The 15,892-nt window shown below is 71.5% G+C and carries 9 protein-coding genes and 1 pseudogene; 5 read left to right on the forward strand and 5 right to left on the reverse strand.

Going from position 1 to position 15,892, the window contains the following annotated elements:
- Nucleotides 1-16 precede the first annotated feature (16 nt).
- Together J7E93_RS23495 and J7E93_RS23500 are read left to right on the forward strand one after the other, a co-directional pair.
- Nucleotides 17-2,323 carry a tetratricopeptide repeat protein gene (locus tag J7E93_RS23495; RefSeq protein WP_215071924.1) on the forward strand — a complete coding sequence of 769 codons (2,307 nt, stop codon included), beginning with the start codon at nucleotides 17-19 and terminating at the stop codon, nucleotides 2,321-2,323.
- Between the two features lie 44 nt (nucleotides 2,324-2,367).
- A complete protein-coding gene (locus J7E93_RS23500) occupies nucleotides 2,368-2,580 on the forward strand; it encodes a DUF397 domain-containing protein (RefSeq protein WP_308368759.1) in 213 nt (70 codons plus the stop codon).
- Between the two features lie 418 nt (nucleotides 2,581-2,998).
- Here the strand turns inward: J7E93_RS23500 and J7E93_RS23505 are convergent, their stop codons facing one another.
- Both J7E93_RS23505 and J7E93_RS23510 read right to left on the reverse strand, forming a co-directional pair.
- On the reverse strand, nucleotides 2,999-6,181 hold the full coding sequence (locus J7E93_RS23505; RefSeq protein WP_251066969.1) for a DEAD/DEAH box helicase: 3,183 nt from the start codon (nucleotides 6,179-6,181) through the stop codon (nucleotides 2,999-3,001).
- Nucleotides 6,182-6,342: 161 nt separating this feature from the next.
- Nucleotides 6,343-6,983, reverse strand: a pseudogene (locus J7E93_RS23510) (DUF2064 domain-containing protein).
- A gap of 661 nt (nucleotides 6,984-7,644) precedes the next feature.
- Here J7E93_RS23510 and J7E93_RS23515 point away from each other — a divergent pair.
- The gene (locus J7E93_RS23515; RefSeq protein ID WP_215071925.1) at nucleotides 7,645-8,475 is read left to right on the forward strand and encodes a hypothetical protein; all 831 of its coding nucleotides are present in this window, start codon (nucleotides 7,645-7,647) and stop codon (nucleotides 8,473-8,475) included.
- Between the two features lie 109 nt (nucleotides 8,476-8,584).
- On the opposite strand, the gene J7E93_RS23520 is transcribed toward J7E93_RS23515, so the two are convergent.
- Complete coding sequence (locus J7E93_RS23520) at nucleotides 8,585-9,955, reverse strand: peptidase C39 family protein (RefSeq protein ID WP_215071926.1); 1,371 nt, start codon at nucleotides 9,953-9,955, stop codon at nucleotides 8,585-8,587.
- A gap of 314 nt (nucleotides 9,956-10,269) precedes the next feature.
- Between J7E93_RS23520 and J7E93_RS23525 the strand changes: the two genes are divergently transcribed.
- Both J7E93_RS23525 and J7E93_RS23530 read left to right on the forward strand, forming a co-directional pair.
- Nucleotides 10,270-10,896, forward strand: a complete 627-nt coding sequence (locus J7E93_RS23525; RefSeq protein ID WP_215071927.1) for a uridine kinase — start codon at nucleotides 10,270-10,272, stop codon at nucleotides 10,894-10,896.
- Between the two features lie 364 nt (nucleotides 10,897-11,260).
- On the forward strand, nucleotides 11,261-13,159 hold the full coding sequence (locus tag J7E93_RS23530; protein ID WP_215071928.1) for an AAA family ATPase: 1,899 nt from the start codon (nucleotides 11,261-11,263) through the stop codon (nucleotides 13,157-13,159).
- Between the two features lie 81 nt (nucleotides 13,160-13,240).
- Here the strand turns inward: J7E93_RS23530 and J7E93_RS23535 are convergent, their stop codons facing one another.
- Together J7E93_RS23535 and J7E93_RS23540 are read right to left on the reverse strand one after the other, a co-directional pair.
- The gene (locus J7E93_RS23535; protein ID WP_251066970.1) at nucleotides 13,241-14,368 is read right to left on the reverse strand and encodes a hemolysin family protein; all 1,128 of its coding nucleotides are present in this window, start codon (nucleotides 14,366-14,368) and stop codon (nucleotides 13,241-13,243) included.
- Entirely contained in the window at nucleotides 14,365-15,705 is a 1,341-nt protein-coding gene (locus tag J7E93_RS23540) for a hemolysin family protein (RefSeq protein ID WP_215071929.1), read from the reverse strand. Before J7E93_RS23540 ends, J7E93_RS23535 begins: the two co-directional genes overlap by 4 nt.
- Nucleotides 15,706-15,892 lie beyond the last annotated feature (187 nt).

Raw genomic sequence — 15,892 nt, forward strand, 5'->3', positions numbered from 1 at the left:
TCCTCACGGAGATCACGTGCTGCGGGCTTTCGCGGACGGACACAGCCGCGTATACCAAGCAGCCGGTGACCAGATCATCGTGGAGTACGCCGTCCAGCAGTCCGAACCGCCTGTTCCAGGGGCCGGTCTGGGGTGGGCGAGTCCGGAGTCGGTCCGTACTCCTCTGGTCGCACCGCTGAGTTCGCCGCTGCGCGACCGGCTCGATATCCGTGCCGTCCTTCTGGAGGCCGTCCGCGATCCGGCCGCCGCGGCGAACGGCGTACACGTCGTCCACGGCATGGCAGGCAGCGGCAAGACCGCGCTTGCCCAGACAGTGTTCGACGAGGCAGTGGCCGGCCATGGAGTCGTCGGGCTCTGGGTCAACGCCTCCGACCGTTCGTCGTTCCGTTCCGGGATGCTGGCCGTGGCTCACGATCGCGGGGCCACGCAGCGGGAGGTCGACGCCGCTCGGGAGGGCCGCCGCGCGGAAGCGGACTTCGTCTGGCAGTACCTGGAGCGGTCGCCGGAGCCCTGGCTACTCGTCCTGGACAACGCGGACGATCCGTCGGTGTTCGGGCACGGCGCCTGGCTGCGGTCGAGCAGTCGCGGCATCGTCCTGATCACGAGCCGGCTCCGGGACGCCGTCGCGTGGCGTCGGGCCGCCAGACATCCGCTGGACGTCCTCGACCTCACCTACGCCGTCGACGTGCTGCGCGACCTGGCGGTCAGCAACGAGGACGTCGCCAAGCTGGAGCTGCTGGCGCGGCGGCTTGGCTGTCACCCGTTGGCGCTGTCACACGCCGGCGCCTACCTCGGCCGACAATTTCTGGAGCCGGTCTCCGTGGACGAATACCTGAGGCGCCTTGACGCCGACCCGTCGCTGCTCGACCGCGGTGCTGCGCCTGGGGAGCAGGAACTGCGGCGGCTGATCACCGGTACCTGGCAGATCTCCCTGGACGCCCTCACCGAAGAGGGCGTTCCCGAGGCGACGACACTGCTCAGGCTGCTGTCGTGCTTCGCCAGCGCGCCGCTGCCCGTCGGAGTCCTCGCTCCGACGGGGCTCGACGGCACCGGACTGCTCCACGCGGATCCGCCACTCATCGGCGAACGCGCCAACCTCGCCCTCGAAGGGCTGATGACCCACTCCCTGGTCTCGCTCATCGAGGCGTCCGCCGGCGCCGAGCGTGCCGCCGTGCGCAGCGTGCAGGCGCACCCGCTACTCCTTGAAACGGTGGCATCCCGCGTGCCGGTCGCCCAGCGGGCGCTGCTGCTTGAATCCGCCGCCGGCCTTCTGCGCCGGCTCCTGTCGACGGACTCGGGCCGCTACGTCGACCCGCACACCCTGCGGCTGTTCACGCCCCACGCCTCGGCCCTGCTGGGGCAGGCCGCCGCGCACCGCGCCGAGGCGGCGACCGTATCGGCGCTGGCGGTCGTACGTGATCTGCGCGACCAGTCGTACGCGCGCGGCGACTACGCCACGACGCGGGCGCTCGCGGACGACGCTGCCCACGTCACCCAAGGGCAGGGCTCCGCTGAGGCCCTAGCCGACCGGCACGAGCGCGGCCGGGCACTGACAGCCCTGGGTTTCTTCGACGAGGCCGCCTCGGTGCACGAGTCCACGCTGGAGGCCCGCGAGGCGCTGCTCGGCCCTGAGCACCCGGACACGCTCGCCAGCGCCCATGCCCTCGGCATCTCCCTGTACGGTCTCGGCCGCTGGGCGGAGGACGAGCGGTGCATGCGCCGGGCCGCCGAAGGGCGCGTACGCGTCCTGGGCGCCACGCATCCGGACGCGATCGACAGCCGGGGCCGGCTCGCCGAGGCCATCGGGCAGCAGCGGCGCTGGGACGAGGCACGCGAACTGGCGGCCGACAACCTGGTGGTGAGCGAGCAGGCCCTCGGCGATGACCACCCGCACACCCTCCTGAGCCGCATCGCCCTCGCCTGGGTTCTCGCCGGCATCGGGGAGTGGGAAGAGGCCGCCGTCCACACCCGTGCCACGCTGGAGGGCAGCGAGCGGGTGCTCGGCATGGACCATCCGCGGACGCTCGCCGCGCGGCAGCGCCTGGCGGACGTGTCGTCCCGTATCGGTCAATGGGAACAGGCGCTGGAGGCCGCCGAGGCCGTGCGTACCACCCGACAGCGTGTCCTCGGTCCAGAGCATCCGCACACGCTGTCCATCGAGATCATGCTGGCCCGCATCCTGCGCGGCCTCGGACGCGATGCGGAGGCCCGGGAGACGGCCGCGCGCACGCTCGAGCTCTGCGCGCGCGTCCTTGGTGATCACCATCCGGATACCCTGGCATGCCGCGCCGAGCACGAGGCCGCGCTCGGCACCGCCGAATGAACGCCGGTTTATCGCAGAGAAGTTGACGAGGAGGACTGCACGTCGTGACCGAGCCGATACGGGTGTGGCGGAAGAGCAGCTACAGCGGCGCCGACAACGGGTGCGTGGAACTACTCACCCCCCCCCCGCTGCCCAGGGTCCCGATTCGCGACTCAAAGCTCGCGCACGGGCCGGTGATCAACTTCTCGGACCGTTCCTGGGAGCCCTTCGTCCACGCCGTGCAGCAAGGTGAATTCGCCAATCATGACTTCCACTGACAGGCCCATGCACAGCCGTTCACGATGCTCGGGCGCAACGCCGGGCGCGGCGGCACGGCGGTAGCCCCCATGGCGGACATGCCTACGCCGTCACCGACAGGCCCGGTCGGTGCTGACGTCTCCGTACGGGATCACGCCCGCTGGGTCAGCGCCGAGCGGGACCAGTACATCGTGGAGATCGGCCAGTACGTCGCCCAGCACAGCGCGAGTCCCGCTCGCGACGCGTCGGAGCGCTCAGGACCGGACTCGGTCCGTGTGCCACTCGCCGCGCGGTCCCCGTCGCCTGTTCGGGACCGGTATGACGTGCGGCGCGACCTGCTGCACGCCATCGGCCATCCCGAGGCGTCCCCGCACGTTCCGTTTCGGTCTCTATCGCTGCGCCGGTCTCGGTCTTGGGCAGCGTCGGGGCTCATCCAAGTCAGGCACGCATTGCGGCGTATTCTCCGATCCACCCTGCCGCCAGCCTGTCACCGCGGGTGAAGACGGCCGCGCCGCGGCGCCCCGCCGACGAGTCGGCCGGGTCGGCGCGCGGCAGGAGCAACGTGGTCTCCTCGCCGTGGGCGACGTGCAGAGTGGTGGTCGCACCGTTCCACAGGCGGATCACGGCTCCTGGCGGGGCCCATACGTGGACCGCGTCGTCCTGGAGGGTGAGGCGTGTGCCGGTGGCGCGCTCCGCGAGGAGGGCGCGGTAGCGGTCGGGGGTCAAGGCGCAGTCGCTCGGCGGGGTCGTGCCATTCCAGTCGGGCGCGTCGATGCCGCGTGCCCGTGCCGCATTCCACATACGTGGGACGAGCCCGGGCGCGAGCGGGGCGGTGGCCATGCGCTCGCACATCCAGAGCAGTCGTCCGGCCCCTCGGCCGGCCCCCAGGGTGCGCCAGCGGATGCGCAGCGCGAGGTCGCCGGCGACGACGGCCACCCAGGGATGAACCGTGCCGAGGGGGCCCTGCGCGCCGAGCCAGGCCAGATAGCGCTGGGCCTCCTCCAGGATGCCGGTCATGGAGTCCACGGGGATACCGAGGACGTAAGCGGGGCGGCCACGGAAGAGGCGCGAACGAGTCGCCGCAAGGAGCAGGACCGCGCGGGCCAGGTCTCCGGCCTGTGGCCGCTGCCCGTCGTCCTGCGCCGCCTCCTCCGCCGGACCAAGGCCCCAGGGGTCCTCCTGCTCGTCGTCCGCGTGCTCGGTCTCACGCAGGACCCGGCGCAGGGCAGCCTTCGCCCGCTCGGTGAACGGCGCCTGTTCGAGTACGGGAAGGCGGGTACTGAGCAGGGCCGCGAGCAACTGCTCGGCGGCGAGCGGGTCTTCGGGTACCGGGGCCTGCCGCAGCGCCGTCGCCAGGTCGTCGGCGAGCGTGGCATCGACCATGAAGCGACTGGTGAGCCGGCCCAAAGCACTGGGCTCCAGGCGGTCCTCGTCGGCGGCAGGCCGCAGACAGCCCACGTCGGCGAGGAACTGTGCAGCCTCGTGCAGCGGCTCGACGCTGTCATGGCCCTGATAGGCCGCGAACGTTCCGGCCCACCAGCGCTCCGCCTCCTCCAGGGTCGACAGCCGCTCCTGCACGGCCTCGGCGAGGAGGTGGTCGGCCAGGTGCTCGTCCAGACGCGACCGTACGGTGTACCCGGCGGCCAACCGGGCCTGCCAGTGGGCCCGTTCCGCCGGGTCGGTGAGCAGGAACGCCCAGCCCTCGCGCTCTCCGGCACCGATCCGCCCGGCACGGCCGAACATCTGCTGGACCATCGACACCTCGATACGGTCCAGGCCGATGGTGGTGTCGCCGACGATCACAGCGCGGGCGGGCAGGTTGACGCCGGCCGCCACGGTGGACGTCGCGACCAGGATCTCCGCCTCGCGGGCGCGGAAGGCCTGCTCGGCCTCCCGCTTGTACGGCCAGTCCCGGTAGTGCAGCCGTACCCCGGCCTTGGTGCACAGCCGCTCCACGGCTTCGGCATCGTCGGCGTCCACACCGGCGGTGGGCACGCCCCGATCGGCGGCCAGGGCGAGCGCCGTGGACCGCACCCGGCGTTTGCTGCCGCAGAAGACGAGGACGCTGCCGCCGTCCTCGGTGACCTGCCGGGCGATGCGGACGGCGGCCTCTGTGCGGACGGCGGCCCGCTTCGACCAGTCTGACTCGTCGACCGGGGGCAGCAGGGGCAGTTGCCAGGTGAGCCGCGTGGGCCGCCAGGTGGTGCGGATCAGGCGGGCGCCCAGCCACTGGGCGACCTCGTCGGCGTTGGCGACCGTCGCGGACAGGCCGACGATCCGGGTGGCCGCGCTGTCCTCCCGTACGCGGGCGAGCAGCGCCTCCAGTACGGCTCCGCGCGTCGGGTCGCCGAGCAGATGGATCTCGTCGACCACCAGGCAGCCGACCTCCGCGAGCGCGTCCCGCAGCGAGCCCGCACGGCAGATCGCCTCGAACTTCTCGGTGGTGGCCACCCACACGTCCGCCGACCGGATCAGCTCCGTGTCCACCGCGGCCTCACCGGTCAGGCGCACCACCCGCAGCCCGCGGCGGCGCCACAGCTGGAGCTCGCGGTCGAGTTCGTCGGTGAGCGAGCGCTGCGGCACCAGCCAGGCCGCCTTCCGTCCGCGTGCGTGCGCCTCCAGCGCCGCGACCATCCCGATCGGAGTCTTCCCCGCCCCTGTCGGCGCCACCACGACCAGATGCCCGGAGCCTTCAAGCACCCCCGGAACGGCGGCGGCCTGCACCGGGTTGAACGACGGGTGCGGCAGCAACCCGGCCCACTCGGCAGGCACCAGCTCGCCGACGGGCACGTAGGTGTCCCCGTCGCCGTCCGGCAGCTCCTCCAACGCGTCCCACTGGGCGGCGAAGGCGTCCCGGGCCGCCACCGCCCAGGGCCCGGCGGCAGCGGCCGCGCCATCCGGACCGACCGCGAGCAGCTCCATACGGCCGCCGGTGTCGTTGACCGTGCCGACCTGTCCGGGCTCCTCCCAGTAGCGGCTGACGCGGTACGGGACGTCCCGCTCCTGTAGCCAGGTCCGCAGCGCCTCGTACTCCGGGGCTTCGGGGAGGATCACCCGCACGTCCTCGGCAGCCGTGAGCGCCGCGTCGGCCGGGCGCCATGCGGGATCGACCACCTTGCACCACAACAACGCGCGCTGCTCGGTCTCGTCGGGCACGGCCAGGTCATCCGGCCACGCCGGGCCACGGCCCGCGCCCACCCCCGGACGCGGCTGCGCTGGCACCCTGACAATCGCGGTCACGGTGATCCCCGGCCCGTCCGGGCACGCCCCGAGCGTCACGGGTGCCGGACGGTCCCGGGTCGCCTGGCCGGTGACCTGGCGGGGCACGGCGTCGGTCAGCTGGTCGTATCGCTTCACCCCGAGATCCGCGAGCGTGAAGGCGGTGGGACAGGCAGGGCAGACGAGCGCCGTGTACTGATAGGTCCGGCCCTGGGACTCGTACGGTCTGCGCAGGGCGTGCAGTTCGCCGCCGCACGCGGGACAACGGCGGCCGACGCTCTCCTCATAGTTCCACCCCGGCTCCGCGAACCGCGCCGGGAACTCTCCACCGAGCGTGACTCCCCACCGCTCCCGTGCCAGGTCGGTGACGGATCCCTGCACGTCGGCCTCGTCACTACGCATGACCCGACTGTGGCATCCCGTGATCACCGCGCGCATGCGATTCGCACGGTTTTCCCCCGATGAAGCGGCCCCCGCCGGTGGAGTGGTCGCGGCAGGCGGCGGACGTCGCCGCGCCGCCGTACCGCCTTCACCACACGAGTGCCATGTACGCGGTTGGCGCGCTATGACGTCCTCAACGCAGTCTCTGGGCGGTACGGGCAGGGCGCCATGAGCTGGTTGTAGCGCTTGGCGAAGCGGGTGTGCGGTGAGGCTGCGGCGACGAGCGCGGCGTCGACGTCCCTCAACTCAGGAAGCGTGCGAACGCGCAGGCCGGCGCTGGTCAAACGCTCGTACTGCACGGTCATGGTGTCCGCGGTGGGCAGGGGGACGTCGCGCAGGACGCGTGGGTCGGAGCGTGCAAGCCCCAGGGACCAGAAGCCGCCGTCGGTGGCCGGCCCGGTCCAGGCGTCGCAGTCGGTCCACGCGCCTGGGGCGAGGGCGGGCGCGAGGATGTCCGTGGTGACCTGGGGAGTGTCCATTCCCATCGCAAGGACGGGGCCAGGGCCAAGGTCGTAGGCGGCGGCGATGCGCTCGGCCGGTGTGTCGGACAGGCTTGGTATCACTTCGGCGCCGGGCGGCAGCCAGGAGCCGATGTCTCCGTTGAGGAGGAGAACGTGCCGCTCGGCTGGCGCGGCGGGATCGCGATCTGGGTGTCGTGCAGGCACGCTTCGGCGAGGCTGGCAGCCTCGGCCGGGGTGAAGGGTGGTGTCAGCCGGGTTTTGACCCGGCCGGCGACAGGTGCAAGGACGAGCAGTGCGGTCACAGGACTGGGGTCTCTCCGTTCAGCGGCGGTGGTGAGGCAGGTCGCTTCGCCGCATCGCGGGTCCCGTTCGCATACACCTCTCGCTCAGGCGATCTGATGGCCGAGACGGGTCACTCGCGCGGGCTGACCGCAGAGTGCGGCGGAGTAACGCCTGACACCGCGTGCAGACTCACGTCTTGCCCCTTCCTTCGTGTCATCGCCGAGGAGGGAGGCGCATCTGCACGCCGCGTGGGACTCGACCCCACAGCCAACTGATTAGCAGCCTTGAGGAAGCAGATCGGCGTCAGCCGCCCGAGCCCCTCCTTCTTGACTTCCTCCACGCGCTCTTGGAGACGGCCCCTGATTCGGGGGCCCTGCTCATGCAACACCTCGGCGCACTCACCGCTCGGCCGCATGCGATGACGCGAGTCGTCAAATCTTCACGTGCTGAGAAATTTGGCGCGGCCGGAAACATCGACTACAACACCACCCACACCGAAAAACACGGCCAACGACCGTGTGAGCAGAGATGGGTGAACAGGTTGGCTCAAATCATCGACAACGGTTCTGCCGCGTCGGGCAAGCGGTGGACCGTCCGCTACAGGGGGCCAGGCGGACGCACCGGGCGTCAGCGGGAGAAATCGTTCGCCCGGAAGAAGGACGCGGTCGACTTCGCACCAAGATGGAAGGCGACAAACGCGAGAACATCTACGTCGACCCCGACGCCGGCAAGGTGTCGCTCCGCCGGTACGCGGACGACTGGCTCGCGAAGAAGACCGCTTCCGCCGGCACCCTCGAGTCGTACGAGCGCATCGTCCGCCTCCACGTGGTCCCCCACCTGGGGAGCAAGATGATCTCGCAGGTCACCGCAGCGGACATCGAGGGTCTGTACGCACGCTGGCGCCGGGATGGGGCGGCCCTCAACACCATCGAGTCCCGGCACATAGCCCTCTCGGCGCTGTTCTCCCACGCTGTGCGCCACAGGCGGATTCCCGTGAATCCCATGACGCAGGCCGAGAAGCTGGAGAACCCTGTCATTCCTGTCGACGACAGGAAACTTCCCAGCTTCGACGAGATAACCGCCATCGCCAAGGAGATCGGACCTCGCCTGTCTCCGGCGATATGGCTCATGACGTGTTGCGGACTTCGTATAGGGGAATCTCTGGGAGTCTTCCCGGAAGACATGCGCGACGGCACCCTGCGAATCCGGCGGCAGGTGATTCGCTACAAGGACACCTCCGGAAAGTACACGCCGAAATACGCCCCGTTGAAGCATCGGAAAGAAGGCGAGTGGCGCGACATACCCGTGCCTGCTTCCCTTGAGACATTCATCGACCGGCTTCCGATCCGCAATGCAAGCGGCGGGATGCCGTATCCCGATCTTCTACGCAAGTCGTGGGACCGCGCCATCAGGCGGCTGGAGCTTCCCGCATACAACCCGCACGACTTCCGGCATAAATGGACCACCGTGGCCCTGACCAACGGAGTGTCCATTCACGAGGTGTCTCGCTGACTCGGACATCGTTCGATCAAGGTCACGGTGGACCGGTACGGCCACCTCACGCAGGACGGCCAGGAGCGCTGCCGTCAGGTCGTCGAGACGGCCGTCGGGCCGCACATGCTCACACCAGGCCGAGCGACCTCAGCGCGCGGTGCTGACTTGGTGCTGACTTGACCGGCCAGAAGATGTAGCAGACACCGCCCGTACCGCTTCTGACCTTGCCGTTCGCGTCGTACCTCTTCGTGCGCAGCCAGATGTTCTCCCACTCACGCCGCTGATAGACCCGGCGCACGGCCTCGTTGCTGGGCGAGGCCGGGTCGTTGGCGATCACGTCGCCGTCCGCGGTGAGGCCGATGACGGTCATCAGATGGCCGGAAGTGCCGTAGCCCGCGCCGGTCAGCTCCTCCTTGCGGAAGGACTGGGACGTTATGGCCGGAATGCCCGCGCGGATCAGGGTCTCCAGCTCCGTGAGCGAGCGCAGCCGGGTGACGACCGCGTTCATGTCCGGGTACGTGGCGGCGTAGGCGGCGTTGAACGGCCAGTTGCCACAGCCTTCGTACTGGTAGTCGAAGGTGAAGCGGGCGGCGTGGCAGACCTGGGGGTCGGCGAAGGCCGGATTCACCCAGGCCAGCTCCTCGGCGCTCGGCCGGCGGCCCCAGTACTCGACGATCATCTGGGTGGAGGTCGGGCTGCACCACGCCTCGCCGCCGTTGTCGTACTCCGGGTACTGGCCGACATGGGTGTTCTGCGAGTAGCGCGGGACGGTCAGCTCACGGTCGAGCCCGGGCGTCGAGGCGGGGACCGTGAATCGGTCCGGGATGTCGGACGCCATCGCGCCGAGCCGCCACACCGTCGGGGTGAGATCGGTGCCGGGGGCCCGGTAGAGGGTCAACCGCAGCTGGTACGAGAGGAGACGCAGCCCCCCGGCGGTGTCGTCGACGGAGAGGGTGTCGGTCCAGATGGAGCTCTTGCCGTCGCTCTGGTCGTCGACCGAGGTGCGGCGGATGTCGCCGTCCCCGGCCGCCCAGCGTCCCATGACGAACCAGGGGGTGGCGGTGGCGTCGTTGTAGGTCCCGCGCAGTTCGATCTGGATCCAGGTGCCGGCCGGGGTGTCGGCGTTCCAGGAGGCGATGACCTCGGTGGCGGGCACGGTGGAGGTGTGGACCGGGGAGGTCCAGCTCGCGTACTCCCAGGTGGAGGTGCGGCCGGTGTGCGGGTCGGCGTAGTCGAGGCGGCCGGCGGGGGCGGCGATCACGAGTCCGGGCCGGTGGCCGGCGACGGCCCGGGTCCCGGCGGCGGTGCCGCAGCGCCAGTCGGTGTACGAGGTCCAGAAGCGGTTGTCGACGAGACCGGGCGCGGCGGCGGGGGCCGCGCCCGCTTCCGCGTCGGCCCGGGGCCGGGCGGTCGCCGGAGCGCCGGAGACCGCGGCCGTACCGGCGGCGGCCGCGAGGGCGGCGGCGAGAACGGTTCTGCGCGGGGTGGAACTGGTCATGGGCGGTGACCCCCAGTCGAGAACGGTTGAGACCTACGGGCGGGGCTGTGCGGGGCGCGGCTGTTCGGTGCGGGGCTGAGCGGTGCGCGGGCGGGCAGAGCGGTGCCCGGGCGTGCACCCTGCGTGCCCGGGCGTGCCCACTATTGCGGCTCGTGGAGCGCTTCTGCCAGCGATTCGACCCGCGTCGAGCGACCAATATTGGTCTCGACCAGTGACACCCCCCTCCGGCTGACCTGCGGCCGCCGGCCGCCCTTCGGGGCCGCGGGCTCTGTCCCCAGCGGGGGCCTCACCAGGCACCCTCTAGGCTGGAAGCCATGCACTCCCTCGACCGCGCCGCCGACGCGCTGCGCCGGCGGCCGCCCTCCTGCGGGCCCGTGCGGCTGATCGCGGTGGACGGGCACGCGGGCTCGGGGAAGTCGACCTTCGCCGGGCGGCTCGCCGCTCGGCTGGACGCGCCTGTCCTTCATCTCGACGACCTCGCCTCGCACGAGGAGCTGTTCGCCTGGACGGAGCGGATGCGCGAGCAGGTGATCGAGCCCCTCGCGCGGGGCGAGGTCGCGCGCTATCACCCGTACGACTGGAATCTGCGGAGCTTCGGTCCGCCCAGGGAGCTGCCTCCGGCGCCGGTCGTGCTCGTCGAGGGGGTGGGGGCGGGGCGCCGGGCGCTGCGTCCGCGTCTCGCCGCGCTGCTCTGGATGGAGCGGGGGCCCGAGGAGTCCTGGGCGCGCGGGCGGCACCGGGACGGACCGGCCCAGGCGGCCTTCTGGGACGGTTGGACGGTGGCGGAGACTCGCCATTTCGCCGCGGACCCCTCGCGTCCCTTCGCCGACGCCCTGGTGCGTGAGTGCCCGGAGGGGTACGAGTGGCTTCCTGGGCCGTCAGTGACAGCAGGCCCGAACCAGATCATCACGGACCGTGACGACGATCGACGCCGGATCTGAGCTGCCGAAAGTCGACCTCCGCAAGTGCCTCAACTCCGCTTGACCCAAGGGGCGTACAGGTCTTACGTTCTCAATGTGCGGCTTTTCGGAGCCGCCGCGGACACGAAGCCCCCGGTTGTTCCCCCGTGATCGGGGGCTTCGTTCTGCCCCGATCACCCCCTTCACCGGCCCCTCGCGGATCCCGATGCTCACCCAGGGTCACCGCCGCCGGATCATGCGCTTCTCCTTCGTCGCGCCCCCTCTGCGCAGGTACGATGCCCCTCGGTGGGGTCATATCCCGTCCACGAGAAGGCGGTTCTGTACGGCTTCCGTCGGGCGCCCGCCCGCCGGGACAGCAACGGGGGCACGTTTTGTGGGGGACCCGATGGACATCGGCACGCAGGGCGGACAGGCCCCTGCCGAACTCGCCTGGCTGCGGGGAGTGGACGCCTACACGATGGGCGCCTATCCGCAGGCGGAGGAAGAGTTCCGGACGGCGGTACGCATCGATCCCGGTATGGCGGACGCCTGGCTCGGGCTCCACGCGCTGCGGGTGGACACCACCACCGCGCTGCTGCGGATGTACCGCAACCGCGATCGGTTCGGCGAACAGCGCGCCCGGCACCGACGGACGCTGAACTCCTGGTACTGGCTGGGCTGGTGGGTCCAGCCCGTGCTCGAGAGCCCGCGCGATCTGCTCCTCGCGCACGCGTCGCACTGGCTGGACGGCCGCCATGTGCCGGAGCTGGACCGGGCGTTGGCGGGGCTGCCGCCGGTCGACACCGATCCGCAGGTCCGCTTTCTACACGCCTGCCGGTCGTATCTCGTCAAGGACTGGGACCAGCTGGTACGCCACACGGAGCCGCTGGTCGACGATCCGCTCCTCGGGATCGAGGCCGGGCTCTTCGGCGGGATGGCCCGCGTCCGACTGGAGATGTACGGCCAGGCCGAGCCGCTGCTCTCGGCGGCGCTGATGCGCTGCCGCAGCGAACAACCGCAGCGCAAGGAACTGCGCTACTGGCTGGCCAGGGCCCACGAGGGCACCGGGCGGAGCGCCGCCGCCCTGCCGCTCTACCGGGCGGTCCACCGGATCGACCCGGCGTTCATGGACACGGCCGCCCGACTGGCGGCGATCACCGAGTACGACGGGTTCGAGGGGCCTGACGACCCGGTCGGGCTCGCCTCGGTCGCCCTCGGCGGGGCGGGCCAGGACACCGCCGACGCGGCGCAGGGCGATCTCGAAGGCCCGGCGGTCGACAGTGTGCGGCTGGGCACGGAGCCCCCGCCGCCCACCGCGCCCGCCGGCCCTCCCGAGCCACCGGACGCGGTACGGCAGAAGGCGTCCATCCCCCTCCAGCCCGCTCCCCCGCACTTCCCCGCCAGCCCCACGGACCCGGCCCTGCTCGCGCAGGCGCTCGCCGAACTGGAGCGCATGGTCGGGATGGAACCCGTGAAACGCCAGGTCAAGGCGTTGTCGGCGCAGCTGGAGATGGCCCGGCTGCGGGCGGGGCAGGGCCTTCCCGTTCAGCCGCCGAAACGTCATTTCGTCTTCTCCGGTCCCTCCGGCACCGGGAAGACCACCGTCGCCCGGATCCTCGGCCGGGTCTTCTACGCACTCGGCCTGCTCGGCGGCGACCATCTCGTCGAGGCCCAACGGGCCGACCTGGTGGGCGAGTTCCTCGGCCAGACCGCGGTCAAGGCGAACGAGCTGATCGACTCGGCGATCGGCGGCGTCCTCTTCGTGGACGAGGCGTACTCCCTCTCCAACACCGGCTACAGCAAGGGCGACGCGTACGGCGACGAGGCGCTCCAGGTGCTGCTCAAGCGGGCGGAGGACAACCGGGACCACCTGGTGGTGATCCTGGCCGGCTATCCGGAGGGCATGGACCGGCTGCTCGCCGCCAACCCCGGGCTCTCCTCCCGTTTCACGACCCGGGTCGACTTCCCCTCGTACCGTCCGCTGGAGCTCACCGCGATCGGCGAGGTGCTCGCGGCGGCGAACGGGGACGGCTGGGACGAGGAGGCGCTGGAGGAGCTGCGCTCGATCAGCGGCCATGTCGTCGACCAGGGCTGGATCGACGAGCTCGGCAACGGCCGTTTCTTACGCACGCTGTACGAGAAGTCCTGTGCCTACCGGGATCTCCGCCTCTCCGGCTACCCCGGCACTCCCACGCGGGAGGACCTGGCCACGCTCCGCCTCGCCGACCTCATGCAGGCCTACGGCGAGGTGCTCTCCGGCCGTGGCCCGTCCGCCCGCGGCCCCCAGGAACCACCGGGACTCTGACACCGGACCGCCGGGCCCCGCAGGGATCGATCCTCCTCCGCGGGTCCCGCCCGGTCCGCCGCGGGGCCCGGGCGGGACCGGTCAGCGGGCCAGGGCCTGAGCCGCCTGCCCGGGGCGCTGCTCGCCCAGCGGCAGAGCCTCACCGACCGGTACGGCCTCGCCGGCCGGTACGGCGGTGAGCGCGCCGGCGCGGTGCGCCGGGTCACGGACCTCGCCGACCAGCGTCTCCAGGACGTCCTCCAGCGCGACCAGACCGAGGACGCGCCCCGAGGCGTCCGCCACCTGGGCGAGGTGGGTGGCCGCGCGGCGCATCACGGTGAGGGCGTCGTCGAGCGGCAGCTCCGCGCGGAGCGTCGCCATGGGGCGCCAGATCTGCTGCGGCACCGCCCGTTCCCGCTCCTCCAGATCCAGGACGTCCTTGACGTGCACGAAGCCCATGAACGTCCCGTTCCCCTCGGCGCACACCGGGAAGCGGGAGTAGCCGGTGCGGACCGTGAGCTCCTCGATCTCGCGCGGGGTGACGGCCGGCGTGACCGTCACCAGCGCCGCCGGGCCTATGAGGACGTCCGTCACCGGGCGGCTGCCCAGTTCGAGGACGTCCTCCAGGCGCTCCTGCTCGCCGGGGTCGAGCAGTCCCGCCTGGCCCGCGTCCTCGACGAGGCGGCCGAGCTGGGCGCTGGTGAAGACCGCCTCCACCTCGTCCTTCGGCTCGACCTTGAAGGCTCGCAGCACCAGTCGGGCGCAGGCGCCCAGGGCGGTGGTCACGGGCCGGCAGAGCCGGGCGAAGCGGACCAGACCGGGGCCCAGCAACAGCGCGGTGCGCTCCGGCGCCGCCATGGCGAGGTTCTTCGGGACCATCTCGCCGATGACGAGATGCAGGAAGACGACCGCGGCCAGGGCCACGACGTACCCGAGCGGATGGATCAGGCCCTCCGGCACCCGCACGGCATGGAAGACCGGTTCGAGGAGGTGGGCGACGGTGGGCTCGGCGACCGCGCCCAGCGTCAACGAGCAGACGGTGATGCCGAATTGGGCCGCCGCCATCATCTGCGGCAGGTGTTCGAGGCCGTACAGCACCTGCGTGGCGCGCCGGGTACCGAGCGGTTCGATCTGGCTGCGGCGTACGGAGACGAGCGCGAACTCGGCCCCGACGAAGAAGCCGTTGGCCACCACGAGCAGGACGGCGAACAGCAGGGGGAGCAGGCTCATCGGACGGCCTCCGCCGTGAGGGACGGCTCGGGCGTCCGCACGATCCGTACGCGTTCGGCGCGGTAGCGGTCCACCTGCCGGACCGACAGCCGCCAGCCGGGGAGTTCGGCCCGGTCCCCGGGCGCCGGGATGCGTCCCAGGAGGTCGGCGACGAGCCCGGCGACCGTCTCGTACGGGCCGTCGGGCACGTCGAGTCCTATCCGGTGCAGGGTGTGCACCCGGCAGGAGCCGTCGGCATCCCAGGCGGGGTTGCCGTCCTCGGCGGCCACGGCGGCCAGCTCGGGGCGTTCGTCGGCGGCGGTGTCGTGCTCGTCGCGGACCTCGCCGACGAGCTCCTCCACGATGTCCTCCAGGGTGACGACCCCGGCCGTGCCGCCGTACTCGTCGACGACGACGGCGATCGGCTGCTCGCGCCGCAGCCGCTCCAGGAGCGCCTGGGCCGGCAGGGTCTCGGGGACGAGCAGCGGCGGGACGGCGATGCGCCCGACGGGCGTGCGCAGCCGCTCGTGCGCGGGCACGGCGAGCGCGTCCTTGAGGTGGACCATGCCGACGATCTCGTCGATGCGGTCGCGGTACACGGGGAAGCGCGAGAGGCCGGTCGCGCGGGTCAGGTTGAGCACGTCGGCCGCGGTGGCGTCCGACTGGAGGGCGCTCACCTTCACCCGCGGTGTCATGACGTGCTGCGCGGTGAGCCCGCCCAGGGTCAGGGACCGGACGAACAGGTCGGCCGTGTCCTGTTCCAGTGCGCCGGCCCGGGCCGAGTGCCGGGCCAGGGAGACCAGCTCGCCGGGGGTACGGACGGAGTCCAGCTCCTCGGTGGGCTCGACGCCCAGGAGCCGTACCAGCCGGTTGGCGACGGTGTTCAGCAGGGCGATCACCGGCCGGAAGACGGTGGAGAACAGGTGCTGCGGGCCGGCGACGAAGCGGGCCACCTGGAGGGGCCGGGAGATCGCCCAGTTCTTGGGGACGAGTTCGCCGATCACCATCTGGACGGCGGAGGCGAGGAGCATCCCGATCACCACGGAGATCCCGGAGACTGCGCCGTCGGGCAGGCCGGTGGCGGTCAGCGGTCCGTCCAGGAGCTGGGCGAGCGCGGGTTCGGCGAGCATGCCGACGACGAGCGAGGTGAGGGTGATGCCGAGTTGGGTGCCGGAGAGCTGGAAGGACAGCTCGCGCAGGGCCTTGACGACCGTACGGGCGCGTCGGTCGCCGGCGGCCGCGGCCCTCTCGGCATCGGGGCGTTCCACGGTGACCAGACCGAACTCGGCCGCCACGAAGAAGCCGTTGGCGAGGATCAGCAGGAAGGCCGCGGCGAGCAGCAGAAGAGGGATGATCATGCCGCCGCCTCCGTGGAGGGGGCGGCGCAGGTACTACCGGACGATCCGTCCATTGCTGGAGGGAGTCACTCCTCGGGTCGCAGGGTGGCCCCGCGGGCCGCCGCGGCGGCCCTGCACATGCGAGGCGGTGGTGCCGCTCGGCACCACCGTCTCCAGAGTAATCACGCCGACCCGGCGCGGGGCAGGG

Source organism: Streptomyces sp. ISL-36 (assembly GCF_018614205.1).
GTDB lineage: Bacteria > Actinomycetota > Actinomycetes > Streptomycetales > Streptomycetaceae > Streptomyces.

Bases quoted from the DNA above. Each gene is read 5' to 3' on its own strand.
- J7E93_RS23535 (WP_251066970.1), bottom strand. From the start codon at position 14,368: ATGAGCCTGCTCCCCCTGCTGTTCGCCGTCCTGCTCGTGGTGGCCAAC.
- J7E93_RS23540 (WP_215071929.1), bottom strand. From the start codon at position 15,705: ATGATCATCCCTCTTCTGCTGCTCGCCGCGGCCTTCCTGCTGATCCTC.
- J7E93_RS23530 (WP_215071928.1), top strand. From the start codon at position 11,261: ATGGACATCGGCACGCAGGGCGGACAGGCCCCTGCCGAACTCGCCTGG.
- J7E93_RS23515 (WP_215071925.1), top strand. From the start codon at position 7,645: ATGGAAGGCGACAAACGCGAGAACATCTACGTCGACCCCGACGCCGGC.
- J7E93_RS23525 (WP_215071927.1), top strand. From the start codon at position 10,270: ATGCACTCCCTCGACCGCGCCGCCGACGCGCTGCGCCGGCGGCCGCCC.
- J7E93_RS23520 (WP_215071926.1), bottom strand. From the start codon at position 9,955: ATGACCAGTTCCACCCCGCGCAGAACCGTTCTCGCCGCCGCCCTCGCG.
- J7E93_RS23505 (WP_251066969.1), bottom strand. From the start codon at position 6,181: ATGCGTAGTGACGAGGCCGACGTGCAGGGATCCGTCACCGACCTGGCA.